Here is a 24459-nt window from a genome sequence, read left to right as displayed (position 1 = left end):
GAGTTTGTCCGTTGAACAGCCTGCGTTCAGTTTGGCGCTTTGCTCCATGCGCAATAGCAGCCCACCGCCAGGGTGTGCGTGGCATTCACTTCACGTCCGCTGTCCAGGGCCTTCAGGATCGGCTCGATGAAGCTGTTGCTCGAATTGCACGTGAGCCCCTCGCTGTAGGGGCCGAAATACGCAAGCTTGCCGGTGCGATCCCAAATGCCCACCGCAGGGCTGGCCGGTACTTGGTCGGCACCGGGCAGGGCGGTCAGGGTTTTCATCTTGCGCAGGTTGTCGGGCAACCGGCCGTGGCTGCCAGGTTTTTGCAGGGCATAGAATTCCACGCCCTGGGGCGCGTACTGCTCGATCAATTCGCCCAGGTGCTGCTGGTTGCCGACGTTGCAGGGGCAGGCCGGGTCCCAGAAGTGCACCAGGCGGATCGGGCCCGTGCCGGCGAGTTCGGCGGGCAGGCGCAGGGCGTCGCCGGAGAACACCGCCGTGTGTTCGCTGAACGCGCGCAGGTAGCGGCCCTGGAACCAGTCATAGGCCGCCCACAGCACACCGGCGCAGATGATCAGGATCAGGCTGGCGAACAGGGCGGTACGGTAAGGCTGTCGCATTCAGATCTATCCTCGCAGGTCGCGTAGCTTGCCATGCTTGTCCTGACAGATGAATATCGCAGCTCGATATTCATCTTCACCGTCAGTCTGGAACCCTTTATGCCCGTTACCTTTGACCCTGATCATCTGCGCGAAAGCTTGCGGCCCCTGGTGGATGCGCAACCGCTCAGCGCCGAGGCGCGGGTCTACCAGCGCTTCTACGGCCTGGACCTGGCGGCGCGCAAAGTGCCGGCGGTAAGCCGGCTGGGGCGTTTCGAGGTCGATGGGTTTGCGGTGGTCGCGCAGGTGTGGTGGCCGCCGCAGCCGGTGGCGACGATGTTCATGTTCCACGGGTTCTACGACCATATGGGCCTGTATCGCCATGTGGTGGAGTGGGCGTTGGACCAGGGCTTTGTGGTCATCGCCTGCGACTTGCCGGGCCATGGGTTATCCAGTGGCGCGCGCGCCAGCATCGATGATTTCGCCGTGTACCAGCACGTGGTGCAGGCGCTGTTCGAGCAGGCTCGGGCCCTGCAATTGCCGCAGCCCTGGCACTTGTTCGGGCAAAGCACCGGCGGCGCGGTGGTGGTCGATCACCTGCTCAACCACGGCGCCGACAGCCCGGCACAGGGCAAGACCTTCCTGCTGTCACCGCTGGTGCGGCCGCGTGCGTGGGGTTGGTCGCAGGTCAGCTATTACCTGCTGCGCCCGTTCGTCAAAGGCATTGCGCGGCGCTTCAGCGACAACACTCATGACCCGGCCTTCAAGCCGTTCCTGGAAGCCGATCCGCTGCAGCCCCGCCAACTGCCCACCGCGTGGGTGGGCGCCCTGGCGCGCTGGATCAAGCGCATCGAAGCCGCGCCGCGCAGCCCACGGCGACCGGTGATTGTGCAGGGTGAGGAAGACATGACGGTGGACTGGCAGCACAACTTGCAGGTGCTGCGCGGCAAGTTCGACCAGCCCGAGGTATTGATGTTGGCGCGGGGCAGGCATCACCTGGCGAACGAGATTCCCGAGATTCGCCAGGAGTACTTCAACTTTCTGACTCGCCACCTGAGCTGAAGCCAGGTCCTACAGAGGGTCAGGGGGCCAGGCTGGAAGTGCTTTGGCCCACCGCCAGGCCTGCGCGAATGGCTGCCAGGGCGGCCTGGTAATACGCCTTGCCCTGCGGCGATTCGGCAAAAGTGGCGAATTCTTCCAGCTCAGGGTCGGACAAGTCCCGGTAGACGTACAGCAACGTATTGTTCAAGTCATTGCCGATCTGTTGCATCAGCCGCTCGCGCTGGCCGTTCAACATGCCCTGGGCCTGACCACCGCCCAGCAGGCCGGGGATCATCTGGCTGAGGCTGTCGGCGGCGACGCCGGCGATGGCCAGGCTGACTTCCGCACCGGCCTCGCGTGCCGGCAGGGCTTGCGCCAGGTGGCCGATGATCAGGCTGCGAGTGGCGTCGGCTTCGATGTGCGGCAGGCCCTGGGCGTTTTTGGCCAACTGGTCACGGCGGGTCGCGAGCAACTCGGCGGCGACGATCTTGCGGCCCAGCGGCGATTGGAAAAACGCCAGGGCAGGTGCAGGGTCGGCGAGGTTCTTGCGCAATTGCGCCTCGGCACGCTGGTCCATGGCCTGGGCGGCAAAGCGTTTATTGCTGTTGTCGACCAGCGCCTGGTACACCGCCGGCGGCAGGCTATTGCGGTAGCGTTGCTGGGCGGCACTGAGGGCGTCATTGAAATGCGCACGTTGTTCGGCCCAGCCGGCGACCTTGTACAACTGGTCATGGCCGTCTGCCCAAGCGGGCAAAACGCAGAACATCAGCAAGGAAAAAAACAAACGACGCATATGGACTCCTGTCAGTCGGCCACTATTGTCCGTGTCGGGCGTAGGATTTGTCGAGAAATCCTATCGGTCACCTGACTAAAGTGTGTTCAGACGCTCGGCGGCTCTGTCGGATTCCCAGGCGTATGGATACTATGCGCGCCATGCAAATACCCCTCGATCACCCCCTGCTGCAACGCATCGTTGATGACCTGGCCGAAAAAGGCTGGTCGCAGCAGAACGGCTTCCTGCCCCAGGCTCTGACCCTGGAACTGGCGGCTGAGTGCCGTAAACGTGCGGCCGAAGGTGAATTGGCCCCGGCGGCAGTCGGCCGCGGGCCGGCCCAGGAGATTCGCGAGGGCATTCGCGGTGACCATATCCAGTGGTTGGAGGAGGGGGATGCGGCGGTCTGCGACCGTTATATGGGGTTGATGGACAGCCTGCGCCTGGCGATGAACCGCAGCCTGTTCCTGGGTCTGGAAGATTTCGAAAGCCACTTCGCGATGTACCCGCCCGGGGCGTTTTACCTCAAGCACCTCGATCGTTTCCGTGACGATGACCGGCGCATGGTCTCGGCGGTGATCTACCTGAACGACGCCTGGCTGCCCGAGCACGGTGGCCAGTTACGCATGTACCTCAAGGACGGCGTCGAATACGATGTGGTGCCCACCGGCGGTTGCCTGGTGGTGTTCCTGTCGGGCGAGGTGCCCCACGAAGTCATGCCCGCCACGCGCGAACGCCTGTCCCTCACCGGCTGGTTTCGGCGGCGGGGCAACGAGCCGTTTTAATCATGCACAAGATTCTGATCAGTCGCTGCCTGCTTGGCCACAAGGTGCGCTATGACGGCGGGGCCAGCGGGCCGTTCGACCAACTGGCGGCATGGCAGGCCGAAGGCCGTGTGGTTGCGATCTGCCCCGAGGTCTCGGGTGGCCTGCCCACGCCGCGCCCGGCGGCCGAGATTGCGGGTGGGCAGGGCGTCGATGTGTGGGAAGGGCGCGCCCAGGTGCTGACGGCCGAGGGCGAGGACTTCAGCGCCGCCTTCCTCGACGGCGCCCGCCAGGCCCTGGCGCTGGTGCAGCGCCACAACATCCGCATCGCCATCCTCAAGGCCAATAGCCCATCCTGCGGCAACCTGCTGACCTACGACGGCAGCTTTACCGGTGTGAAAGTCAGCGGCGAAGGCGTGACCGCGGCGCTGCTCAGGCAGCATGGGGTGCAGGTGTTCAGTGAGCTGGAACTACCCCAAGCGGCCCAGGCGCTGAATCACCTGTAGGACCCGGCTTGCCGGCGACCGCGGTGAATCAGCTGCAGATGAGGTGGCTGGAGGATTGCTATCGCCAGCAAGCCGGCTCCTACAATTGGGGTTCCAGCCACTTCTGGGTCAGCGCATTCAATCGGCCATCGGCCTTCACGCGCTGCAACGCCTTGTCCAGGCTCGCCTTGAACGCCGGGTTGCCCTTCTGGAAGGGAATCGCCAGTTGCGGCTTTTCGAGGTAGGCCTCGCTGAAATCGAAACGATCCTGCAGCTCGGCAGTCATAGCGATATGGTTGATGGCCACGTCGTACTTGCCGGTTGCCACGCCTGGCAGCAGGTCGGTGTCATCGGTGGTGATGAACGAGGGGCGTACATCCATTTCCTTGGCCAATTGCTCGCCAAGTTCCACTTCGAAGCCGGTGAGTTTGTCGCCTTCCTTGAAGTTGAACGGCGGGGTGTTGGCTTCGAGCGCGATGCGCAGTTCGCCGCGATCAAACACATCATCAACCAGTTCGGCGTGAGCCAAAGGGCTCATGAGGGGAAGCAAAAGTAACAGGCCAGGCGAAAAGCGCATGGTCACTCCTAGAGATTTCGAATGTGCGAGGCGCCGTTCAGCATCGCTTTGCTATGGTGTTGAGTGCCTTGGACAGCAATTTGTCGCTAAGTTGTCATAACCGAACAGATTTCCTGGAAAAACTGGAGAAGCGAATGAAAGCCTTATTGTCCCGTGCCACCCTGGCCAGCCTGCTGCTGGGTGCTTCGATGTTGGCCACTGCCGCCGACGGTATCCCGCGCAGCGCGCCACCTGAAGGCGCCAAGGTATTTATCGTGTCGCCAAAAGACGGCGCCACCGTGGATAAAACCTTCACCGTAAAATTCGGCATGGAAGGTCTGAAACTGGCTCCGGCTACCAGCCAGGATCCAGGTACCGGCCACCACCATCTGCTGGTCGACCAGAAAGAACTGCCTGACGCCAGCGTGCCGATTCCCGCCACCGACACCGTGATTCACTACGGCAAGGCCCAGACCGAAACCGAACTGACCCTCACCCCAGGCAAGCACACGCTGCAACTCGTAGCTGGCGACAAACTGCACATGCAGTTCAACCCGACTGTAGCGTCGAAAGTCATCACGGTTAACGTCAAGTAAGATTTGTTCAGACAAAAAAATGGGAGACCCCTGTGGGTCTCCCATTTTTTTGTGCAGCGTTTGCAGCGTTAGAACAACACGCGGCTACGAATCGTGCCGTTGATGTGCTGCAGCTTCTCTTGTGCCAGGTCCGAGTACTCGGCGTCGACGTCGATCACCACGTAGCCAACCTTCTCGTTGGTCTGCAGGAACTGACCGGAGATGTTGATGCCGTTTTCCGCGAAGACCTTGTTGATCTCCATCATCACGCCAGGGATGTTCTGGTGGATGTGCAGCAGACGGTGCTTGCCAGGGTGAGCCGGCAGCGCCACTTCCGGGAAGTTGACGGAGGACACCGACGTACCGTTGTCGCTGTACTTGACCAGCTTCTCCGACACTTCCAGGCCGATGTTGGCTTGGGCTTCAGCGGTGGAACCGCCGATGTGCGGGGTCAGGATCACGTTATCCAGGCCACGCAGCGGGCTTTCGAAGATGTCGTCGTTGGAGCGTGGCTCCACCGGGAACACGTCAATGGCGGCGCCGATCAGGTGCTTGTCCTTGATCGCGTCGGCCAGGGCGTCCAGCTCGACCACGGTGCCGCGTGCAGCGTTGATCAGGATGCCGCCTTTCTTGATGGCGCGGATTTCCTTCTCGCCGATCATCCACTGGGTCTCAGCGGTTTCCGGCACGTGCAGGGTGACGATATCGGACATGCCCAGCAGCTCGGTCAGGCTCGCCACTTGGGTGGCGTTGCCCAACGGCAGCTTGGTCAGGGTGTCGTAGAAGAACACCTGCATGCCCAGGCCTTCAGCCAGGACCGACAGTTGGGTGCCGATCGAGCCGTAACCGACGATACCCAGCTTCTTGCCCCGGATTTCGAAGGAGTTGGCTGCGCTCTTGATCCAGCCGCCACGGTGGCAGGAAGCGTTCTTCTCAGGGATACCGCGCAACAGCAGGATCGCCTCGGCCAGCACCAGTTCCGCGACGGAACGGGTGTTGGAGTACGGGGCGTTGAACACCGCGATGCCGCGCTCGCGCGCTGCATTGAGGTCGACCTGGTTGGTGCCGATGCAGAAACAGCCGACCGCCACGAGTTTCTTGGCGTGGTCGAAGATCTCTTCGGTCAGCTGAGTGCGGGAGCGAATGCCGATAAAGTGCGCGTCGGCGATCTTTTCCTTGAGCTGGGCTTCCGGCAGAGAACTGGTGATGTACTCAATGCTGGAGTACCCGGCGGCCTTCAGAACGTCGACGGCCGATGGGTGGACGCCTTCCAGAAGAAGGAACTTGATCTTGCTCTTATCGAGAGAAGTCTTGCTCATCTGCGTAAACCTGTATCCCGGAGAAAAATGGCAGGGAATCGGATCGCTTAAGCTGACCCGGACGGCAGGAAAGCCGTCACCGCAGAAACGCCCTTGGGCTCTGTCCTGCGGGGGCGGTATGCTAGCATACGCGCCCCGCTAAACACTCATTCCTGCGACGTGAAGCGTTCTCAGGATGACCATGAATTGTTCGAGAGTTCTGTCGATGACCCATCCTGCCCTGATTGATGAGCTAAAGACCCTGGTTGAGCCCGGCAAAGTGCTGACCGATGCCGACTCCCTCGAGGCTTACGGCAAGGATTGGACCAAGCACTTCGCCCCTGCGCCGACCGCCATCGTGTTCCCCAAGACCATCGAGCAGGTGCAGGCTATCGTTCGTTGGGCCAATGCACACAAGGTCGCGCTGGTGCCGTCCGGTGGTCGTACCGGGCTGTCGGCCGCTGCCGTGGCGGCGAATGGCGAGGTGGTGGTGTCGTTCGACTACATGAACCAGATCCTCGACATCAATCTCACCGACCGCACCGCCGTGTGCCAGCCGGGCGTGGTTACCAAGCAATTGCAGAACGCCGCCGAAGAGAAAGGCCTGTACTACCCGGTGGACTTCGCGTCGTCCGGTTCCAGCCAGATTGGCGGCAATATCGGCACCAATGCCGGCGGGATCAAGGTCATTCGCTACGGCATGACCCGTAACTGGGTGGCCGGCATGAAAGTCGTCACCGGCAAGGGCGACGTACTGGAGCTGAACCGCGACCTGATCAAGAACGCCACCGGCTACGACATGCGCCAGCTGTTCATCGGCGCCGAAGGCACCCTGGGCTTTGTGGTCGAAGCCACCATGCGCCTGGACCGGGCGCCGAAAAACCTCACCGCCATGGTGCTCGGTACTACCGATTTCGACTCGATCATGCCGGTACTGCATGCGTTCCAGAGCAAGCTGGACCTGACGGCCTTCGAATTCTTCTCCGACAAGGCCCTGGCCAAGGTCATGGGCCGTGGCGACGTGCCGGCGCCGTTCGACACCGAGTGCCCGTTCTACGCGTTGCTGGAATTTGAAGCCACCACCGAAGAAGTCGCCAACCATGCGCTGGAAACCTTCGAGCATTGCGTCGAGCAGGGCTGGGTGCTGGACGGCGTGATGAGCCAGAGCGAAACCCAGCTGCATAACCTGTGGAAGCTGCGCGAGTACATCTCCGAGACGATTTCGCACTGGACCCCATACAAGAACGATATCTCGGTGACTGTCTCCAAAGTGCCGGCGTTCTTGAAGGAAATTGATGCGATCGTCGGTGAACACTACCCGGACTTCGAAATCGTCTGGTTCGGTCACATCGGCGACGGCAACCTGCACTTGAACATCCTCAAGCCGGAAAACCTCAGCAAGGATGAGTTCTTCGCCAAGTGCGCCACCGTCAACAAGTGGGTGTTCGAGACCGTCGAGAAGTACAACGGCTCGATCTCCGCCGAACATGGCGTGGGCATGACCAAGCGCGACTACCTGACCTACAGCCGTTCGCCGGTTGAAATCGAATACATGAAGGCCGTCAAGGCGGTGTTCGACCCGAACGGGATCATGAACCCCGGCAAGATCTTCGCTGTTTAATCGCCCTGAAGGAGTCGTTCCATGAGCTACCAGCACAAGTATGTCGACGGCACCAACATCCACTTTCCTGTGGGTAAAGTGGTGTGTATCGGGCGCAACTACGCCGAACATGCCAAGGAACTGGATAACCCGGTGCCGACCGAGCCGCTGCTGTTCATCAAGCCGGGCAGCTGCGTGGTGCCGCTTGAAGGCGGTTTCAGCATTCCGACCGAGCGCGGTTCGGTGCATTACGAAGCCGAAATCGCGGTGCTGATCGGCAAGCCCCTGTCGACCAAGCCCAGCCGTGAAGAAGTGCTGGACGCCATTTCCGGCTTCGCCCCGGCCCTGGACCTGACCCTGCGCGACAAGCAGGCCGAGCTGAAAGCCAAGGGCCTGCCGTGGGAAATCGCCAAGTCCTTCGACGGCGCGGCGGTGATCGCGCCGTTTGTGGTCGGCAGCACGTTCCCGGACGTCACCGATATCGGCATCCGCCTGAGCATCAATGGCGAAGTGCGCCAGGATGGCAACAGCTCGCAGATGCTCAACCCGATCATCCCGATGATCCAGCACATGGCCGGCTGCTTCTCGCTGCAGGCCGGCGACGTGATCCTCACCGGCACCCCGGCCGGCGTCGGCCCGTTGAATGTCGGTGATGAGCTGGTGCTGGAACTGACCGGCGTGAACCGCTTCGAAAGCAGCGTTCGCTAACCAGGCGCGGTCAACAATGTGGGAGCCGGGCTTGCCCGCGATGGCGGTGTGTCAGTCAGCTTGAGTGTTGATTGACCCACCCTCATCGCGGGCAAGCCCGGCTCCCACAGGTGTTCGTTTGAGCCTGAAATTCAAGTTTTTGCATTTTTTTCACACGCCATCCGGATAATCCTCAGCCTCCAGCGCGCGGGCCCGTTGATCCTGTGCTAATCCCTAAAGCTGAATTTCCGGAAAAGCGTTCAATGGCCGTGCCTCTGCCCTCTGCTACTTCCAAGCCGCGTTCTCGCTTTGCCTTGCGCTGGTATTCCTGGCTTTTCCTGGCGGGGGCGATCGTGTACGGCGTTTCCTGGGCCATGCACTGGGATGATCGCGGACTGCTGTGGGTGCTGGAGCGCTTTGAAACTCCGGCCGAGCGCCAGGAGAGTGTGTGGCTGCCGGATTACCATGCGGTGATCGATGGCAAGTTGTTGCCTGGCATGGAGAAGGACGAAGCTTCGGACGTCTCCTACAACCCAAAGACCAAAACCCTGTTTTCCGTGATGGGCAAGAACCCCTTCCTCGCCGAGCTGAGCCTGCAGGGCGATGTGCTGCGCAAGATGCCGCTCAACGGCTGGGACAATCCGGAAGGCGTGACAGTGATGGAAAATGGCCTGCTGGCAGTCGTCGATGAGCGCCAGCACACGCTCACCATCGTCAAGGTCGACGCGACCACCCAGCAATTGAACAAGGCCGATTTCCCGACGTACGACCTCGGCCCGTCCAAAGACCAGAACAAGGCCTTCGAAGGCATCACCTGGGACAAGCGCAACCAGCAGCTGATCCTGGGCGAAGAGCGTCCGCCGGCGTTGTTCACCTGGAAAAGCGATGGCAGCCAGACCCTGACGGGCGATAAGCAAAAGCTGGCGAGTAAAGAGTTGGACATGCGCAACCTCTCGGCCCTGGCTATCGACCCGCGTACCGGGCACTTGCTGGTGCTCTCGGCCGACTCCCACCTGTTGCTGGAACTGGATGAAAAGGGCGAGCAAGTCAGCTTCATGACCCTGCTCGGCGGTTTCAACGGGCTGAAAAAAACCATTCCACGGGCGGAAGGAGTGACCATGGACGAGGACGGCACGTTGTACATGGTCAGTGAGCCAAATCTGTTTTATCGTTTCGAAAAACAGAAATAGCAGACAAATTACGTCGGATATTTCTCTATCAGCGGCATTCGCCAGACACCGGGGTGCGTTTAAGTTTAAATTCAGACAGGCGTGATATTCATTCGCCACTTTTGACTTTGAGCTCGCCCGATGCGCCGACTTGCCCGCCCCAAACCTCTATTCTTCGTGCTCGCGCTGATCGCCCTGATCAGTGCCGGGGCCGTTGCGCAGCATTTTCGTCTGTTCGAGCGCGCCTGGTTCAACTGGCAGGCCTGGCGCCAGCCGACCGATGAGCGCTCGATCGGCCTGGCCGATTACCGGGTGGTCCTGGAAGCCCAGGTTATCGACGGGCTCGACGACGACGTCTCGGCCCTCACCTACGATCCGCTGCGCAAAAGCCTGTTTACCGTCACCAATAAAAATGCCGAGCTGATCGAGCTGTCCCTTCAAGGCAAGATTTTGCGGCGTATCCCGCTGGTAGGATTTGGCGATGCCGAGGCGGTGGAGTTCATCAGTGACAACATCTACGTCATCAGCGACGAGCGCCAGCAGCGCCTGATCAAGGTGCATGTGGATGACGACACCAAATTCCTCGACGCCGCCGATGCGGAACAGATGACCCTGGGCTTGCATGTGGGTGGCAACAAGGGCTTCGAGGGGCTGGCCTACGATTCTGTCGGCAAGCGCCTGTTCGTGGCCAAGGAGCGCGACCCGATGCTGATCTATGAGGTCCACGGCTTCCCGCATTTCAAACCGGAAAAAACCTACTCGGTGCATGTGATCAACAACCCCAAGCGTGACGCCGGGCTGTTTGTGCGCGACCTGTCGAGCCTGCAATACGACGAGCGCAGCGGTCACTTGCTGGCGCTCTCGGATGAGTCCTTCCTGGTGTTGGAGCTGGATATCGACGGTCGCCCGCTGAGCAGCCTGTCGCTGCTCAACGGGCGCCATGGCCTGAAGAAGCGGGTGCCGCAGGCCGAGGGGATCGCCATGGATGACGAGGGCACGTTATACCTGGTCAGCGAGCCGAACCTGTTCTACGTGTTCAAGAAACCCCATCCCTGAAGTACCGCAGGACCAATGTGAGAGCGGGCTTGCTCCGAAAGCGGTGGTTCAGTTGAAGAATCTTTTACTGACACACCGCTTTCGCGAGCAAGCCCGCTCCCACATTGAGTAACGCGTCAGGCCTTGAGGGTTTTCACGCCTTCGGGAGTGCCCAGCAGCAGTACATCGGCTGGGCGCGCGGCGAACAGGCCATTGGTGACCACGCCGACGATTGCATTGATTTGCGTCTCCAGCTCCACCGGGTTGGTGATCTGCATGTTGAACACGTCGAGGATGATGTTGCCGTTGTCGGTCAGCACGCCTTCGCGGTACACCGGGTCGCCGCCCAGCTTCACCAGCTCGCGGGCCACGTGGCTGCGGGCCATCGGGATCACTTCCACCGGCAGCGGGAACGCGCCGAGTACCGGCACCAGCTTGCTGGCGTCGGCGATGCAGATGAAGGTCTTGGCCACGGCCGCGACGATCTTCTCGCGGGTCAGGGCCGCGCCGCCGCCCTTGATCAGGTTCAGGTGCGCGTCGCTTTCATCGGCGCCGTCGACGTAGAACTCCAGGTCGCTCACGGTGTTGAGCTCGTACACCGGAATGCCATGGCCCTTGAGGCGAGCGGCGGTGGCTTCGGAGCTGGCCACGGCGCCATCGAACGCGCCCTTGTGCTGGGCCAGTGCATCGATGAAGCAGTTGGCAGTGGAACCGGTGCCGACACCGACGATGCTCTTGTCGTCGAGTTTGGGAAGGATTAAATCGACGGCGGCCTGGGCCACTGCCTGTTTGAGTTGATCCTGGGTCATGCGGGCTCCGGAACGGGCGGGGAGTAAAAGAGGGGCGCGAGTATACCCCAACAAACCTTGGGATTCGTGTGGTCTCCCGGCCAAACGCTGGGTTAGACTCCTTGGCCCTGCCCAACCCGCCCAGTGATGCCTGCCGATGCTTGAACAGTACGTCAAAAAGATCCTCACCTCGCGCGTCTACGACGTTGCCGTAGAAACCCCGCTGCAGACCGCCCGCCAGCTTTCCGAGCGCCTTGGCAACAAGGTCTGGCTCAAGCGCGAAGACCTGCAGCCGGTGTTCTCGTTCAAGATTCGCGGCGCCTACAACAAGCTGACCCAACTGACGGCCGAGGAGCGCGCGCGTGGCGTGGTCACCGCGTCGGCGGGCAACCATGCCCAGGGCCTGGCCCTGGCGGCCAAGGTGCTGGGGGTCAAGGCGACTATCGTGATGCCCAAGACCACTCCGGAAATCAAGGTCGAAGGCGTGCGCTCGCGGGGCGGCAAAGTGGTGCTGCACGGTGATTCCTTTCCGGAAGCCCTGGCCTACTCGCTGAAACTGGTCGACGAAAAAGGCTACGTCTACATCCACCCCTACGATGATCCGCACACCATTGCCGGGCAGGGCACCGTGGCGATGGAAATCCTGCGCCAGCACCCAGGGCCGCTGGACGCGATTTTCGTGCCGGTGGGCGGCGGCGGGCTGATCGCCGGCATCGCGGCGTACGTGAAATACCTGCGCCCGGAAATCAAGATCATCGGCGTCGAGCCGGACGACTCCAACTGCCTGCAGGCCGCCATGGCCGCGGGTGAGCGCGTGGTCCTGCCGACCGTGGGCATCTTTGCCGACGGCGTGGCGGTGGCGCAGATCGGCCAGCACACCTTCGACATCTGCAAAGACTATGTGGATGAAGTGATCACCGTCAGCACGGATGAAATCTGCGCGGCGATCAAGGATATCTACGACGACACCCGTTCCATCACCGAGCCGGCGGGCGCGCTGGGCGTGGCGGGGATCAAGAAGTACGTGGAGACCCGTGGCGTCACCGGGCAGACCCTGGTGGCCATCGACTCCGGCGCCAACGTCAACTTCGACCGCCTGCGCCATGTGGCCGAGCGCGCGGAGCTGGGTGAGGGTCGCGAAGCCATCATCGCCGTGACCATTCCCGAGAAGCCGGGCAGCTTCAAGGCGTTCTGCGAGGCCGTGGGCAAGCGCCAGATCACCGAATTCAACTACCGCTACCACTCCGGCAGCGAGGCGCACATCTTTGTTGGCGTGCAGACGCATCCGGAAAACGACCCGCGCAGCGCGCTGATCGCCAGTCTTACCAGCAAAGGCTTCCCGGTGCTGGACCTGACCGAGAACGAACTGGCCAAGTTGCACATTCGCCACATGGTCGGCGGGCATGCGGCCCAGGTCAGTGATGAAGTGGTGCTGCGCTTTGAATTCCCGGAGCGTCCGGGGGCCTTGTTCAACTTTCTTAACAAATTGGGCGGGCGCTGGAACATCTCGATGTTCCACTATCGCAACCACGGCGCAGCAGACGGCCGTGTGGTCGCTGGCCTGCAGGTTCCGGCGGACGAGCGTCACCTGGTGCCGGCAGCGCTTGAAGCGATCGGCTACCCGTACTGGGATGAAAGTGATAACCCGGCCTACAAACTGTTCCTCGGTTGAGCGACTACGCTGATGGGGGCGGCCTTTAAGGAAGACGAGACATGGAAACCCTGACCACCCTGAAAGTTATCCACATCACCGCCACGGTCCTGCTGCTGCTCAGCGGTCTCGGCCTGGCGTTGCTGGCCTGGCGCAAACGCAGCGCCGGCCCGGCGGTGATCGTGCAGCGCCCGTGGGCGTTCGTATGGTTGTTGATGGGGATTTGCCTGCTGAGCATGCCATTCACCGGCTGGTGGCTGGTGCACCTGATCGGCTGGCCACTGGGGCAGACCTGGATCCTGGGCTCCAGCATCCTCTATACCGTCGCGGCGCTGGCCTGGTTCTGGTTGGTGGCACGGCTCAATCGCCTGCGCAAAGGCGAGGGCGGCAGTTTGAATTTCACCCTGGTGCTGGCGGTGGTCAGCCTGGTGGGGTTCGTGGCGATTGCGGGGTTGATGGGGGCCAAGCCGGTCTAGGGCTTCAGGCGGTTACTCTGACAAGTAGGCCTTTTTGTGGTGAGCGGGCAAGCCCGCTCACCACAGGGGTATCAGTTGCGCAGGGTGATGACTGGCCAGCCGCGCTTCTCGGCTTCAGCGCGCAGATTCGGATCCGGATCCACTGCCACCGGATGCGTCACCTGCTCCAGCAGCGGCAGGTCATTCATCGAGTCGCTATAGAAGTAGCTGTCTTGCAGGGTGTACCCGGTTTCTTCCAGCCAGCGATTCAGGCGCGTCACCTTGCCTTCGCGAAAGCACGGCACATCGGTGCTGCGCCCGGTGTAGCGGCCGTTTTCCATCTCGCACTCGGTGGCGATCAGGGTTTCCACGCCCAGGCGTGCGGCAATCGGCGCGGTGACGAAGCGGTTGGTGGCGGTAATGATCACCAACTTGTCACCGGCGGCGCGGTGCCTGGCCAGCAGCTCTACGGCCAGCGGCAGGATGATCGGCTCGATGCAGTCGCGCATATAGTCGTTGTGCCATTCCTGCAGCTGGGCCATCTCGGTACGGCCGAGGATTTCCAGGCAGAAGTTCAGGTAGGCGGCGTTGTCCAGCTTGCCGGCCAGGTAATCCTGGTAGAACTCGTCGTTGCGGGCCTTGTAGGCCACCGGGTCGAGAATCCCGCGCTCGCAGAGGTAATCGCCCCAGGCGTGGTCGCTGTCACCGCCGAGAAGGGTGTTGTCCAAGTCGAATAAAGCCAGGCGCATTGCAGTTACTCGCTGAAAAGTCTGTAAAAAGGCGTCCAGAATACGGTCTTTTCACAAGAGTGCACATAAGGTAAGAAGCCTCGTTGCCGCTTCAGCAACCTTTGTGGAACAATGCGGCGACATGCGTTTGCGAGGTTGTTGCCGTGATCGACCCCGATGGTTTCCGTCCTAATGTCGGGATTATTCTTACGAATGATGCCGGACAGGTGCTATGGGCTCGCCGAATCAACCAAGATGCCTGGCAGTTTCCTCAAGGCGGAATCAACCCCGATGAAACCCCTGAAGACGCCTTGTACCGTGAGTTGAATGAAGAAGTCGGCCTTGAGCGCGAAGATGTGCAAATTCTGGCCTGTACCCGTGGCTGGTTGCGCTATCGTTTGCCGCAACGCCTGGTGCGTACCCACAGCCAACCGCTGTGCATCGGCCAGAAGCAGAAATGGTTTCTCCTGCGCCTGATCTCCAACGAGCAGCGGGTGCGGATGGATTTGACCGGTAAACCGGAGTTCGATGGCTGGCGCTGGGTCAGCTATTGGTACCCGTTGGGCCAGGTGGTGACATTCAAGCGCGAGGTTTATCGTCGCGCTCTCAAAGAGCTTGCCCCGCGCCTTTTAGCGCGCGACTGACGACGGAGTTCGACCCCGAGCCATGCTCAATACGCTGCGCAAGATCGTCCAGGAAGTTAACTCCGCCAAGGATCTCAAGGCGGCGTTGGGGATTATTGTGTTGCGCGTCAAGGAAGCCATGGGCAGCCAGGTCTGCTCGGTTTACCTGCTGGACCCCGAGACCAACCGTTTTGTGCTGATGGCCACCGAGGGCTTGAACAAGCGCTCCATCGGCAAGGTCAGCATGGCGCCCAATGAAGGTCTGGTGGGCCTGGTGGGGACGCGTGAAGAACCCCTGAACCTTGAAAACGCCGCCGATCACCCGCGTTATCGCTACTTTGCCGAAACCGGCGAAGAGCGCTACGCCTCGTTCCTCGGCGCACCGATCATTCACCACCGCCGCGTTGTCGGCGTGTTGGTCATCCAGCAAAAAGAACGCCGCCAGTTCGACGAAGGTGAAGAAGCCTTCCTCGTGACCATGAGCGCGCAGCTCGCCGGGGTTATTGCCCACGCCGAGGCCACCGGCTCGATTCGCGGCCTGGGGCGCCAGGGCAAGGGCATCCAGGAAGCCAAGTTCGTCGGCGTGCCGGGTTCGCCGGGTGCGGCGGTCGGTACCGCCGTGGTCATGCTGCCGCCGGCCGATCTGGATGTGGTGCCGGACAAGACCGTCGATGACATCGACGCTGAAATCAAACTGTTCAAGACCGCCCTGGAAGGCGTGCGCGCCGACATGCGCAACCTGTCGACCAAGCTGGCCACGCAGTTGCGACCTGAAGAGCGCGCACTGTTCGACGTGTACCAGATGATGCTCGACGACGCGTCCCTGGGTAACGAAGTCAAGACTGTGATCAAGACCGGTCAGTGGGCCCAGGGCGCGCTGCGCCAGGTGGTCACCGATCACGTCAACCGTTTCGAATTGATGGACGACGCCTACCTGCGCGAACGGGCCTCGGATGTGCGTGACCTCGGTCGCCGTCTGCTGGCCTACCTGCAGGAAGACCGCACCACCAACCTGGTCTACCCCGACAACACCATCCTGATCAGTGAAGAACTGACCGCGACCATGCTCGGCGAAGTGCCGGAAGGCAAGTTGGTGGGCCTGGTCTCGGTACTGGGTTCGGGTAACTCCCACGTCGCGATCCTGGCCCGGGCCATGGGCATTCCGACGGTGATGGGCCTGGTGGACCTGCCGTATTCCAAGGTCGACGGCATCGACATGATCGTCGATGGCCATCGCGGTGAAGTCTTCACCAACCCCAGCGAAGTGCTGCGCAAGCAATACGCCGAGGTGGTCGAGGAAGAGAAACAACTGGCGCTGGGCCTCGACTCGTTGCGCGAGTTGCCGTGCGTGACCCTCGATGGCCATCGCGTGCCGCTGCTGGTCAACACCGGCCTGCTCGCCGATGTGGCCCGTGCCCAGCAGCGCGGTGCTGAAGGGGTGGGGCTGTACCGCACCGAAGTGCCGTTCATGATCAACCAGCGTTTCCCGAGTGAGAAGGAGCAGCTGGCGATTTATCGCGAGCAACTGTCCGCCTTCCACCCGTTACCGGTGACGATGCGCAGCCTGGACATCGGCGGCGACAAGTCACTGTCGTATTTCCCGATCAAGGAAGACAACCCCTTCCTCGGCTGGCGCGGTATCCGCGTCACCCTCGACCATCCTGAAATCTTCCTGGTGCAGACCCGCGCCATGCTCAAGGCCAGCGAGGGCCTGAACAACCTGCGCATTCTGCTGCCGATGATCTCCGGCACCCATGAGCTGGAAGAGGCCCTGCACCTGATCCACCGTGCCTGGGGTGAAGTGCGCGACGAAGGCGCCGACGTGCCGATGCCGCCGATTGGCGTGATGATCGAGATTCCGGCAGCGGTGTACCAGGCCAAGGAGCTCGCGCGCCAGGTGGACTTCCTGTCGGTGGGCTCCAATGACCTGACCCAATACCTGCTGGCCGTGGACCGCAACAACCCACGGGTGGCCGACCTCTACGACTACCTGCACCCGGCGGTGCTGCAAGCCCTGCAACACGTGGTGCGCGACGCCCATGCCGAAGGCAAGCCGGTGAGTATCTGCGGTGAGATGGCCGGCGACCCGGCGGCGGCGGTGCTGCTGATGGCGATGGGCTTTGACAGCCTGTCGATGAACGCCACCAACCTGCCGAAGGTGAAGTGGATGCTGCGCCAGGTCGAACTGAGCATGGCCAAGGACCTGCTGGCGGAGTTGATGACCATCGACAACCCGCAAGTTATCCACAGTTCGCTGCAGTTGGCGCTGAAGAACCTGGGGCTGACGCGGATGATCAACCCGGCTTCGGCCAAGACCCTCTAGACATCGCTGGCAAGCCAGCTCCTACCGTTGGAATGCATTCCCCTGTAGGAGCCGGCTTGCCGGTGATGGCGCCAATCCAGGCGCCGTCAAATACTCAGTTCCACCTCGCCCAAACGTCCCCCGTGCGGCCCGAAACTGCGCTCCACCATCCGCCGCGTGCCGTCGGCATTCACAATCAACGCCGTACTCGCCCTTGTCCCGTAGCTGGGACTCGCAATAAACACGCTCGACAACAGGCTCTCGGTCGCCAGTCCCACGCCGGTATCCGGCAAGTCGGCAAACGGCGCGGTCTGCGGGTCGCTCAAGATTGCCAGCAAGGCCTCCGGCTGCGGATCGTCCAGCAACTCGCTCAGTGCTGCCTTGGCCTTGAGCAACTTGGGCCACGGCGTGTCCAGTCCTGCGTTGGATAATCCATAAATCCCAGCCTTCAACTGCGTCGGCTCGGTGTGGTTGGCGTTGTAATGCCATAACGCATCCCGCGTGCCCACCAGCAGGTTGAAACCGGCATATTCAATCGAACGTCCGTTAACGTCGGCGAGATATTGGTCAATCGGCAGCGATCCGCTGAGAAAACGTGAGACCAGTTCACCGCGTGACTTGCGTGCCGGCGGCTGATGCGGGTCGCGGATATTGGTCAGGGCGGCAAACCGCCCATCGGTATTGACCCCCAGCCAGGTGCCACCCGCTTCCTGGTCGCGGCCGGCGTAGATAGCTGGCGCATCCGGCCACTGGGCCAGCGGCAGGCTGGGGCGGGCGTAGAACTCATCGCGGTTGGCCGCGACGATCAGCGGTTGGGCGTGGCCCGGCCGCCAGGCGAAAACAATCAGGCACATCAGGCGATTCCCTTTTGTGTTTTTAGCCACTCTACCCATACAGGCAGCGGCGTTCCATCGTATCCAGTTGGGTCGCATGCCTTCCATCCGTTAACATGCCGGACTTGGTTTGGGGGCTCCCATGGAATTTCTCCTGTATTTGCTACTCGGCGCCTGTGCGGGCGTGCTCGCCGGGCTGTTTGGCGTGGGCGGCGGGATCATCATCGTGCCGGTGCTGGTGTTCAGCTTTACCTTGCAGGGCTTCGACCCGCAGGTGCTGACGCACCTGGCCGTGGGCACGTCCCTGGCGACGATTATCTTCACCTCGGTGAATGCCGTGCGTGAGCACCACCGGTGTGGCGCGGTGCGTTGGCCGATCTTCCTGTGGATGACCTTGGGCATCCTGATCGGCGCCGGTTTTGGTGCGCTGACCGCCGAGGCGATTTCCGGCCCGCATCTGCAGAAGATCATTGGGGTGTTTGCCCTGCTGGTGGCCGTGCAACTGGCCCTGGAGGTCAAGCCCAAGGCCAGCCGCACGGTGCCGGGCAAGGTCGGCCTGACCGTAGCCGGCTCGGTGATCGGCTGGGCCTCGGCGATTTTCGGGATTGGCGGCGGCTCGCTGACCGTGCCGTTCTTGACCTGGCGCAGCGTGCCGATGCAGCAGGCGGTGGCCACTTCATCGGCCTGTGGCCTGCCGATTGCCGTGGCCAGTGCATTAAGTTTCATGATTCTGGGCTGGCATGACCCGCTCTTGCCCGCTCATAGTCTAGGGTTCGTGTATTTGCCGGCGCTGCTGGGCATCGCCCTGACCAGCATGGTGTTCGCCCGCTTCGGCGCACGCCTGGCACATCGGTTGTCGCCGCGTTTGCTCAAGCGGCTGTTCGCCGGATTGTTGTTTTGCGTCGGTTTAAACTTTTTGTTGTAACGCAGGCTTAATCGCGCACGGGCATGGTCCGGTCGCACTATCGAATGATTAACGAGGAGTCGCAATGCTGCCTTACCCGCAGATCGACCCGGTGGCCCTGGCCATCGGTCCGCTGAAAATCCACTGGTACGGGTTGATGTACCTGATCGGCATCGGCGGGGCCTGGCTGCTGGCCTCCCGCCGCCTGAACCGTTTCGACCCGACCTGGACCAAGGAGAAGCTCTCCGACATGGTGTTCTGGCTGTCGATGGGCGTCATCGTCGGCGGGCGACTGGGGTATGTGCTGTTCTACGATCTGTCGGCGTACATCGCCAACCCGACGCTGATCTTTGAAGTGTGGAAGGGCGGCATGGCGTTCCACGGTGGGTTCATCGGTGTGATGATCGCCGCCTGGTGGTTCGGCCGTCGCAATGGCAAGTCGTTCTTCCAACTGATGGACTTCGTCGCGCCGATGGTGCCGATCGGCCTGGGCGCCGGGCGGATTGGCAACTTCATCAATGCCGAGCTGTGGGGCAAGCCGACCGACGTGCCGTGGGCCATGGTGTTCCCACCGTTCAGCGACCCGGCGCAACTGCCGCGCCATCCGTCGCAGCTGTACCAGTTCGCCCTGGAAGGTGTGGCACTGTTCCTCATTCTGTACATCTTCTCGCGCAAGCCACGCCCAACCATGGCCGTGTCGGGGATGTTCGCGCTGTTCTATGGGATCTTCCGTTTCATCGTCGAGTTCGTGCGCGTGCCGGATGCGCAGCTGGGCTACCTGGCGTGGGGCTGGGTGACCATGGGCCAGATCCTCAGCCTGCCGATGATCCTCGGCGGCCTGGGCCTGTTGTGGTGGGCCTACAACCGTCCACAGCCGATCAAGAACACCGCGCTTTAAATTCGAACGCCGAGGCCAGGAGGTCTCGGCTTCAACGATACGGGTAAACACATGAAGCAATATCTCGAACTACTGAACGACGTCGTGACCAATGGCCTGACCAAGGGCGATCGCACCGGCACCGGCACCAAGGCCGTGTTCGCCCGTCAGTATCGGCATAACTTGGCCGACGGCTTCCCGCTGCTGACCACCAAGAAGCTTCACTTCAAAAGCATCGCCAACGAATTGATCTGGATGTTGAGCGGCAATACCAACATCAAGTGGCTGAACGAAAACGGCGTGCGTATCTGGGACGAATGGGCCACCGAAGACGGCGACCTGGGCCCGGTGTACGGCGAGCAGTGGACCGCCTGGCCGACCAAGGACGGCGGTAAGATCAACCAGATCGACTACATGGTCCACACGCTCAAGACCAACCCCAACAGCCGCCGCATCCTGTTCCACGGTTGGAACGTCGAGTACCTGCCCGACGAAACCAAGAGCCCGCAGGAAAACGCGCGCAACGGCAAGCAAGCCCTGCCGCCGTGCCACTTGCTGTACCAGGCGTTCGTGCATGACGGTCATCTGTCGATGCAGCTGTATATCCGCAGCTCCGACGTGTTCCTCGGCCTGCCGTACAACACTGCCGCACTGGCGTTGCTGACCCATATGCTGGCCCAGCAGTGCGACCTGATCCCGCACGAGATCATCGTCACCACTGGCGATACCCACGCCTACAGCAACCACATGGAGCAGATCCGCACCCAGCTGACGCGCACGCCGAAGAAGCTGCCGGAGCTGGTGATCAAGCGTAAGCCTGCATCGATCTACGACTATAAGTTCGAGGACTTCGAGATCGTGGGCTACGACGCTGATCCGAGCATCAAGGCTGACGTCGCCATTTAAAAACTGCCTTGGTCTGAACTGTGGGAGCTGGCTTGCCTGCGATAGCGGTATATCAGTCACCTTTCGGGTGCTGATACACCGCTATCGCAGGCAAGCCAGCTCCCACATTGGGTTCTGTGTTCGCATTGAGTTAATGCCCGTGGCTTCGGCCCACATGTGAAGGCTCGGCCTCGCTGGCCAGCACGCTTCCGCTGACCTCCAACCGCTGCAATATCCCGCATTCTGGCCCGCCGCCACAGCGCTGGCGCAGGTCCAGCAGTTGTTCCTGCAGCGCCAACAGCCCGTCGATCCGCGCTTTCACGTGGTGGATATGCTCGTCGATCAACGCATTCACGCTTTCGCACTGGTCCTGTGGGCTGTCGCGCAGCCCCAGCAGACTGCGGATTTCCTCGAGGGTCATGTCGAGGCTGCGGCAGTTGCGGATAAAGACCAGCCGCTCGCTGTGCGCCTGGGTGTACACGCGGTAGTTGGCCTCGGTGCGCGCCGGCGGCGGCAGCAGGCCTTCCTTCTCGTAATAACGGATGGTTTCCACCGGGCAGTCGGTCAGTTTGGCCAGTTCGCCGATCTTCATCGCAGCAATCTCCAAATGGGTGCTTGACCCTATAGTGGCTACAGGGTCTTTACTTGGCAACAGGCACCTTACGGACGCGACCTGATGAGCGACTCCCTGCACACCCCGCACAAGCACGACCACAAGCATGACCATGACCATGATCATGGCCCGAAGAAACTCACCCCCGTGCACGACCACGGCCACGGCGGTTCCTGCTGCTCCGGCGCACCTGCGCCTGCGGTGGTGCAACTGAGTGAGGCGCCGACTGCCGGTTCGCGCCTGAGTACCTTCCGCATCGAAGCCATGGACTGCCCCACCGAGCAGACGCTGATCCAGAACAAACTGGGCAAGCTCGCCGGCGTGCAGCAGCTGGAATTCAACCTCATCAACCGGATCCTTGGCGTCACCCACGATCTGCCGAGCACCACGCCGATCATCGACGCCATCAAATCCATCGGCATGCAGGCCGACCCCATCGAAGAAGGCGCCCCGGCCGCCGCGCCGCCGGCCAAGAAACATTGGTGGCCGCTGGCGGTGTCCGGCGTCGGCGCGCTGGCCGCCGAAGTGCTGCACTTCACCCATGCCGCGCCGACCTGGGTGATTGCCGTGGTGGCGCTGGTCTCGATCCTCAGCGGCGGTCTGACCACCTATAAAAAGGGCTGGATTGCCCTGAAAAACCTCAACTTGAACATCAACGCCTTGATGAGCATCGCGGTGACCGGTGCGGTGTTGATTGGCCAGTGGCCAGAAGCGGCGATGGTGATGTTCCTGTTTACCGTGGCCGAGTTGATCGAAGCCAAATCCCTGGACCGTGCGCGCAACGCCATCAGTGGCTTGATGCAAATGACTCCGGAACAGGCCACCGTGCAACAGGCCGATGGCAGCTGGCTGGAACTAGAGGTTAAAAGTATCGATCTTGGCGCGATCGTGCGGGTCAAGCCCGGCGAGCGCATCGGCCTGGACGGTGAAGTCACCGCTGGCCAATCCACCATCGACCAGGCGCCGATCACCGGTGAAAGCCTGCCGATTGAAAAGACCGTGGGCGACAAAGTGTTCGCCGGCACCATCAACCAGGCCGGTTCGCTGGAGTACAAGGTCACCGCAGCGGCCAATCAATCCACACTGGCGCGGATCATCCACGCGGTGGAGCAGGCCCAGGGCGCACGCGCGCCGACCCAGCGGTTTGTCGACAGCTTCTCGAAGGTCTACACCCCGGCGGTGTTCCTGTTTGCCCTGGGCGTGGCGCTGATCCCGCCGCTGTTCATGGCCGGCGCCTGGTTCGACTGGATCTACCGCGCCCTGGTGCTGCTGGTCGTGGCGTGCCCCTGTGCTTTGGTGATCTCCACTCCGGTGACCATCGTCAGTGGCCTGGCGGCAGCGGCACGCAAAGGTATCCTGATCAAGGGCGGCGTGTACCTGGAGGGCGGTTACAAACTTGACTACCTGGCCCTCGACAAGACCGGCACGATTACCCACGGCAAGCCGGTGCAAACCGATTACCTGGCGCTGTTCCCTAACGTCGAGGACAGTGCCCCGGCGCTTGCTGCCAGTTTGGCCGGGCGTTCCGACCACCCGGTGTCGCTGGCGATTGCCAACGCAGCGGTGGATAAAAACCTGCCGAGCCACCCTGTGGATAACTTCGAGGCCCTGGCCGGCCGTGGGGTGCGCGGCGATATCAATGGCCAGACCTACCACTTGGGCAACCACCGCCTGGTCGAAGACCTGGGCCTGTGCTCGCCGGAGCTGGAAGAGAAACTGTTCGCCCTGGAAAAACAAGGCAAGTCCGTGGTGCTGCTGCTCGACAAATCCGGCCCGCTGGCGCTGTTCGCCGTGGCCGACACGGTCAAGGACAGCAGCCGTGAAGCCATCCAGCAACTGCATGCGCTGGGCATCAAGACCCTGATGCTTACTGGCGACAACACCCACACCGCCCAGGCCATCGCGGCCCAGGTCGGCATCGATCAGGCCCAGGGCGACCTGCTGCCTACCGACAAGCTGCAAGCCATCGAAAGCCTGTATGGTCAGGGTCATCGGGTCGGCATGGTCGGTGATGGCATCAACGACGCCCCGGCCCTGGCGCGCGCCGAGATCGGTTTTGCCATGGCCGCAGCGGGCACCGACACCGCCATCGAGACCGCCGACGTGGCGTTGATGGACGATGATTTGCGCAAGATTCCGGCTTTCATTCGGCTCTCCCGGCAAACGTCGAGTATCCTCAGGCAGAACATCACCCTGGCGCTGGTGATCAAGGCGATCTTCCTGGTGGTCACCTTCCTGGGGCTGGCCACCATGTGGATGGCGGTGTTCGCCGACATGGGCGTGGCCCTGCTGGTGGTGTTCAATGGCCTGCGCCTGTTGCGCAAATAGACGATGAGAGGGTGGTGTGCTGAGTGCCGAGTTGAAGGCGTTTTTCATGGTCGCCCGCCTGGGCAGCATTACCCAGGCGGCGAAAAAACTCGGCCTGAGCCAGCCCACGGTCACCACCCAGATTCGTAACCTGGAAAGCCAGTACGGCGTCGAGCTGTTCTACCGCGGCGGGCGCCGCCTCACTGTCAGCGACGAGGGCGCGCGCTTGCTGCCGATGGTCAAGGCGTTGTTGCAGCAGGAAGCCGACATCGAGTTTTTCCTGCGCAACAGCGGCCAGGTCCAGGGCGCGCTGAGGATTGCCGCCACCGCGCCGTACTACATTCTTGACCTGGTCAAAGCCTTTCGCGAACGCCTGCCTCAGGTGGAGGTGTCAGTGGAAATCGGCAACTCCCAGCAAGTGCTCGAAGCGCTCGACGATTACCGCGTCGATGTCGCCGCCTCCTCGCAACTGCTTGAAGACCCGCGCCTGATCCGCCGCGTACTGGGCACCGACCCGCTGGTGCTGGCGGTGCATCGCAACCATCCGCTGGCCAAGCTGGATCATGTGCCGCTGACGGCGTTGGCCGGGCACACCTTGTTGATGCGCGAAGCGGGCTCGACCACGCGGCGGCTGACCGAAGAGATGCTGCAAGGCGCGGGCGTGAGCTACGGGCCATTGCTGGAAATCGGTAGCCGTGAGTCGATCCGCGAGGCGGTGCTGCGCAATATTGGTATCAGCATCATCGCCCGCCAGGAAGTGCCCCATGACCCGCAGCTGCGGGTGCTGACTATCGAGAATGCGCCGCAGATCCCGGAGTATTTGTACTGCCTCAAGGAAAGAAAATCGGCTCGCCTGCCAGCGGCGTTCCTGGGGTTGGCGCAGGAAATGTCGCCGCTCTGAGTTTTTGAGTGGGATTGACGGGCATG

25 protein-coding genes are annotated in these 24459 nt (G+C 61.8%); 17 read left to right on the top strand and 8 right to left on the bottom strand.

Annotation, left to right across the window (positions count from 1 at the left end; genetic code table 11):
• Positions 1-26: 26 nt before the first annotated feature.
• Complete coding sequence (locus JFU04_RS28080; RefSeq protein WP_201146087.1) at positions 27-605, bottom strand: DUF6436 domain-containing protein; 579 nt, start codon at positions 603-605, stop codon at positions 27-29.
• 99 nt (positions 606-704) lie between these two features.
• Between JFU04_RS28080 and JFU04_RS28075 the strand changes: the two genes are divergently transcribed.
• Positions 705-1646, top strand: coding sequence for an alpha/beta hydrolase (locus JFU04_RS28075; protein ID WP_201146086.1), 942 nt, complete (start codon positions 705-707; stop codon positions 1644-1646).
• A 19-nt stretch (positions 1647-1665) separates the two neighbouring features.
• Here JFU04_RS28075 and JFU04_RS28070 read toward each other — a convergent pair whose 3' ends face one another.
• On the bottom strand, positions 1666-2418 hold the full coding sequence (locus JFU04_RS28070; protein WP_065902266.1) for a DUF2059 domain-containing protein: 753 nt from the start codon (positions 2416-2418) through the stop codon (positions 1666-1668).
• 131 nt (positions 2419-2549) lie between these two features.
• Here JFU04_RS28070 and JFU04_RS28065 point away from each other — a divergent pair, with 131 nt between their 5' ends.
• Both JFU04_RS28065 and JFU04_RS28060 read left to right on the top strand, forming a co-directional pair.
• Positions 2550-3182, top strand: coding sequence for a 2OG-Fe(II) oxygenase (locus tag JFU04_RS28065; RefSeq protein WP_065902265.1), 633 nt, complete (start codon positions 2550-2552; stop codon positions 3180-3182).
• A gap of 2 nt (positions 3183-3184) precedes the next feature.
• Positions 3185-3667: a DUF523 domain-containing protein gene (locus tag JFU04_RS28060; RefSeq protein ID WP_201146085.1), complete on the top strand. Its 483-nt coding sequence runs from the start codon at positions 3185-3187 to the stop codon at positions 3665-3667.
• A 79-nt stretch (positions 3668-3746) separates the two neighbouring features.
• Here the strand turns inward: JFU04_RS28060 and JFU04_RS28055 are convergent, their stop codons facing one another.
• Complete coding sequence (locus tag JFU04_RS28055; RefSeq protein WP_065902263.1) at positions 3747-4223, bottom strand: transporter substrate-binding domain-containing protein; 477 nt, start codon at positions 4221-4223, stop codon at positions 3747-3749.
• 134 nt (positions 4224-4357) lie between these two features.
• On the opposite strand from JFU04_RS28055, the gene JFU04_RS28050 reads away from it, so the two are divergent.
• On the top strand, positions 4358-4798 hold the full coding sequence (locus JFU04_RS28050; RefSeq protein ID WP_065902261.1) for a DUF4399 domain-containing protein: 441 nt from the start codon (positions 4358-4360) through the stop codon (positions 4796-4798).
• Positions 4799-4866: 68 nt separating this feature from the next.
• Here JFU04_RS28050 and serA read toward each other — a convergent pair whose 3' ends face one another.
• On the bottom strand, positions 4867-6096 hold the full coding sequence (serA, locus tag JFU04_RS28045; RefSeq protein WP_065902258.1) for a phosphoglycerate dehydrogenase: 1230 nt from the start codon (positions 6094-6096) through the stop codon (positions 4867-4869).
• Between the two features lie 205 nt (positions 6097-6301).
• Between serA and JFU04_RS28040 the strand changes: the two genes are divergently transcribed.
• From JFU04_RS28040 to JFU04_RS28025, 4 genes are all read left to right on the top strand, one after another.
• On the top strand, positions 6302-7696 hold the full coding sequence (locus tag JFU04_RS28040) for an FAD-binding oxidoreductase (RefSeq protein ID WP_201146084.1): 1395 nt from the start codon (positions 6302-6304) through the stop codon (positions 7694-7696).
• Positions 7697-7717: 21 nt separating this feature from the next.
• Positions 7718-8383 (top strand): fumarylacetoacetate hydrolase family protein, encoded by a 666-nt coding sequence (locus JFU04_RS28035; protein WP_065902254.1) that lies wholly within the window; start codon positions 7718-7720, stop codon positions 8381-8383.
• Between the two features lie 242 nt (positions 8384-8625).
• A complete protein-coding gene (locus tag JFU04_RS28030) occupies positions 8626-9552 on the top strand; it encodes an SdiA-regulated domain-containing protein (RefSeq protein WP_201146083.1) in 927 nt (308 codons plus the stop codon).
• A 120-nt stretch (positions 9553-9672) separates the two neighbouring features.
• Positions 9673-10587, top strand: coding sequence for an SdiA-regulated domain-containing protein (locus JFU04_RS28025; RefSeq protein WP_065902246.1), 915 nt, complete (start codon positions 9673-9675; stop codon positions 10585-10587).
• Between the two features lie 116 nt (positions 10588-10703).
• On the opposite strand, the gene rpiA is transcribed toward JFU04_RS28025, so the two are convergent.
• Positions 10704-11375: a ribose-5-phosphate isomerase RpiA gene (gene rpiA / locus JFU04_RS28020; RefSeq protein ID WP_065902245.1), complete on the bottom strand. Its 672-nt coding sequence runs from the start codon at positions 11373-11375 to the stop codon at positions 10704-10706.
• Between the two features lie 136 nt (positions 11376-11511).
• Between rpiA and ilvA the strand changes: the two genes are divergently transcribed.
• The gene (gene ilvA / locus JFU04_RS28015) at positions 11512-13026 is read left to right on the top strand and encodes a threonine ammonia-lyase, biosynthetic (protein ID WP_065902242.1); all 1515 of its coding nucleotides are present in this window, start codon (positions 11512-11514) and stop codon (positions 13024-13026) included.
• A 41-nt stretch (positions 13027-13067) separates the two neighbouring features.
• Complete coding sequence (locus tag JFU04_RS28010) at positions 13068-13481, top strand: DUF2269 family protein (RefSeq protein ID WP_201146082.1); 414 nt, start codon at positions 13068-13070, stop codon at positions 13479-13481.
• Between the two features lie 71 nt (positions 13482-13552).
• On the opposite strand, the gene JFU04_RS28005 is transcribed toward JFU04_RS28010, so the two are convergent.
• Positions 13553-14209 (bottom strand): histidinol-phosphatase, encoded by a 657-nt coding sequence (locus JFU04_RS28005; RefSeq protein ID WP_065902238.1) that lies wholly within the window; start codon positions 14207-14209, stop codon positions 13553-13555.
• Between the two features lie 143 nt (positions 14210-14352).
• Between JFU04_RS28005 and JFU04_RS28000 the strand changes: the two genes are divergently transcribed.
• Both JFU04_RS28000 and ptsP read left to right on the top strand, forming a co-directional pair.
• On the top strand, positions 14353-14832 hold the full coding sequence (locus JFU04_RS28000; protein ID WP_003176750.1) for an RNA pyrophosphohydrolase: 480 nt from the start codon (positions 14353-14355) through the stop codon (positions 14830-14832).
• Positions 14833-14854: 22 nt separating this feature from the next.
• Positions 14855-17134 carry a phosphoenolpyruvate--protein phosphotransferase gene (gene ptsP / locus JFU04_RS27995; protein ID WP_065902236.1) on the top strand — a complete coding sequence of 760 codons (2280 nt, stop codon included), beginning with the start codon at positions 14855-14857 and terminating at the stop codon, positions 17132-17134.
• A gap of 86 nt (positions 17135-17220) precedes the next feature.
• Here ptsP and JFU04_RS27990 read toward each other — a convergent pair whose 3' ends face one another.
• Positions 17221-17967 (bottom strand): NRDE family protein, encoded by a 747-nt coding sequence (locus JFU04_RS27990; RefSeq protein ID WP_201146081.1) that lies wholly within the window; start codon positions 17965-17967, stop codon positions 17221-17223.
• 121 nt (positions 17968-18088) lie between these two features.
• On the opposite strand from JFU04_RS27990, the gene JFU04_RS27985 reads away from it, so the two are divergent.
• From JFU04_RS27985 to JFU04_RS27975, 3 genes are all read left to right on the top strand, one after another.
• Positions 18089-18871: a sulfite exporter TauE/SafE family protein gene (locus JFU04_RS27985; RefSeq protein WP_201146080.1), complete on the top strand. Its 783-nt coding sequence runs from the start codon at positions 18089-18091 to the stop codon at positions 18869-18871.
• A 64-nt stretch (positions 18872-18935) separates the two neighbouring features.
• Positions 18936-19748 carry a prolipoprotein diacylglyceryl transferase gene (lgt, locus tag JFU04_RS27980; protein WP_065902226.1) on the top strand — a complete coding sequence of 271 codons (813 nt, stop codon included), beginning with the start codon at positions 18936-18938 and terminating at the stop codon, positions 19746-19748.
• Between the two features lie 51 nt (positions 19749-19799).
• Positions 19800-20633 carry a thymidylate synthase gene (locus tag JFU04_RS27975; protein WP_201146079.1) on the top strand — a complete coding sequence of 278 codons (834 nt, stop codon included), beginning with the start codon at positions 19800-19802 and terminating at the stop codon, positions 20631-20633.
• Positions 20634-20763: 130 nt separating this feature from the next.
• Here JFU04_RS27975 and cadR read toward each other — a convergent pair whose 3' ends face one another.
• On the bottom strand, positions 20764-21204 hold the full coding sequence (gene cadR, locus JFU04_RS27970; RefSeq protein WP_065902224.1) for a Cd(II)/Pb(II)-responsive transcriptional regulator: 441 nt from the start codon (positions 21202-21204) through the stop codon (positions 20764-20766).
• A gap of 84 nt (positions 21205-21288) precedes the next feature.
• Between cadR and JFU04_RS27965 the strand changes: the two genes are divergently transcribed.
• On the top strand, positions 21289-23553 hold the full coding sequence (locus tag JFU04_RS27965) for a heavy metal translocating P-type ATPase (protein ID WP_201146078.1): 2265 nt from the start codon (positions 21289-21291) through the stop codon (positions 23551-23553).
• Positions 23554-23569: 16 nt separating this feature from the next.
• Complete coding sequence (locus JFU04_RS27960; RefSeq protein ID WP_065902221.1) at positions 23570-24433, top strand: LysR family transcriptional regulator; 864 nt, start codon at positions 23570-23572, stop codon at positions 24431-24433.
• The last annotated feature ends 26 nt before the right edge of the window (positions 24434-24459 follow it).

Origin of the sequence: Pseudomonas sp. TH21, assembly GCF_016651025.1 — a bacterium.
Lineage (GTDB): Bacteria > Pseudomonadota > Gammaproteobacteria > Pseudomonadales > Pseudomonadaceae > Aquipseudomonas > Aquipseudomonas aylmerensis.
The sequence above is the reverse complement of the archived record's forward strand: the minus strand, read 5'-3'. Positions and strand labels throughout refer to the sequence as shown.

Coding starts and splice junctions, on each gene's coding strand:
- JFU04_RS27990 (WP_201146081.1), bottom strand. CDS start 17,967: ATGTGCCTGATTGTTTTCGCCTGGCGGCCGGGCCACGCCCAACCGCTG.
- JFU04_RS28040 (WP_201146084.1), top strand. CDS start 6,302: ATGACCCATCCTGCCCTGATTGATGAGCTAAAGACCCTGGTTGAGCCC.
- JFU04_RS27975 (WP_201146079.1), top strand. CDS start 19,800: ATGAAGCAATATCTCGAACTACTGAACGACGTCGTGACCAATGGCCTG.
- JFU04_RS27965 (WP_201146078.1), top strand. CDS start 21,289: ATGAGCGACTCCCTGCACACCCCGCACAAGCACGACCACAAGCATGAC.
- serA (WP_065902258.1), bottom strand. CDS start 6,096: ATGAGCAAGACTTCTCTCGATAAGAGCAAGATCAAGTTCCTTCTTCTG.
- ptsP (WP_065902236.1), top strand. CDS start 14,855: ATGCTCAATACGCTGCGCAAGATCGTCCAGGAAGTTAACTCCGCCAAG.
- cadR (WP_065902224.1), bottom strand. CDS start 21,204: ATGAAGATCGGCGAACTGGCCAAACTGACCGACTGCCCGGTGGAAACC.
- ilvA (WP_065902242.1), top strand. CDS start 11,512: ATGCTTGAACAGTACGTCAAAAAGATCCTCACCTCGCGCGTCTACGAC.
- JFU04_RS28080 (WP_201146087.1), bottom strand. CDS start 605: ATGCGACAGCCTTACCGTACCGCCCTGTTCGCCAGCCTGATCCTGATC.
- lgt (WP_065902226.1), top strand. CDS start 18,936: ATGCTGCCTTACCCGCAGATCGACCCGGTGGCCCTGGCCATCGGTCCG.
- JFU04_RS28075 (WP_201146086.1), top strand. CDS start 705: ATGCCCGTTACCTTTGACCCTGATCATCTGCGCGAAAGCTTGCGGCCC.
- JFU04_RS28005 (WP_065902238.1), bottom strand. CDS start 14,209: ATGCGCCTGGCTTTATTCGACTTGGACAACACCCTTCTCGGCGGTGAC.
- JFU04_RS28035 (WP_065902254.1), top strand. CDS start 7,718: ATGAGCTACCAGCACAAGTATGTCGACGGCACCAACATCCACTTTCCT.
- JFU04_RS28025 (WP_065902246.1), top strand. CDS start 9,673: ATGCGCCGACTTGCCCGCCCCAAACCTCTATTCTTCGTGCTCGCGCTG.
- JFU04_RS28055 (WP_065902263.1), bottom strand. CDS start 4,223: ATGCGCTTTTCGCCTGGCCTGTTACTTTTGCTTCCCCTCATGAGCCCT.
- JFU04_RS28060 (WP_201146085.1), top strand. CDS start 3,185: ATGCACAAGATTCTGATCAGTCGCTGCCTGCTTGGCCACAAGGTGCGC.
- JFU04_RS28070 (WP_065902266.1), bottom strand. CDS start 2,418: ATGCGTCGTTTGTTTTTTTCCTTGCTGATGTTCTGCGTTTTGCCCGCT.
- JFU04_RS28050 (WP_065902261.1), top strand. CDS start 4,358: ATGAAAGCCTTATTGTCCCGTGCCACCCTGGCCAGCCTGCTGCTGGGT.
- JFU04_RS28065 (WP_065902265.1), top strand. CDS start 2,550: ATGCGCGCCATGCAAATACCCCTCGATCACCCCCTGCTGCAACGCATC.
- JFU04_RS28010 (WP_201146082.1), top strand. CDS start 13,068: ATGGAAACCCTGACCACCCTGAAAGTTATCCACATCACCGCCACGGTC.
- rpiA (WP_065902245.1), bottom strand. CDS start 11,375: ATGACCCAGGATCAACTCAAACAGGCAGTGGCCCAGGCCGCCGTCGAT.
- JFU04_RS27985 (WP_201146080.1), top strand. CDS start 18,089: ATGGAATTTCTCCTGTATTTGCTACTCGGCGCCTGTGCGGGCGTGCTC.
- JFU04_RS28030 (WP_201146083.1), top strand. CDS start 8,626: ATGGCCGTGCCTCTGCCCTCTGCTACTTCCAAGCCGCGTTCTCGCTTT.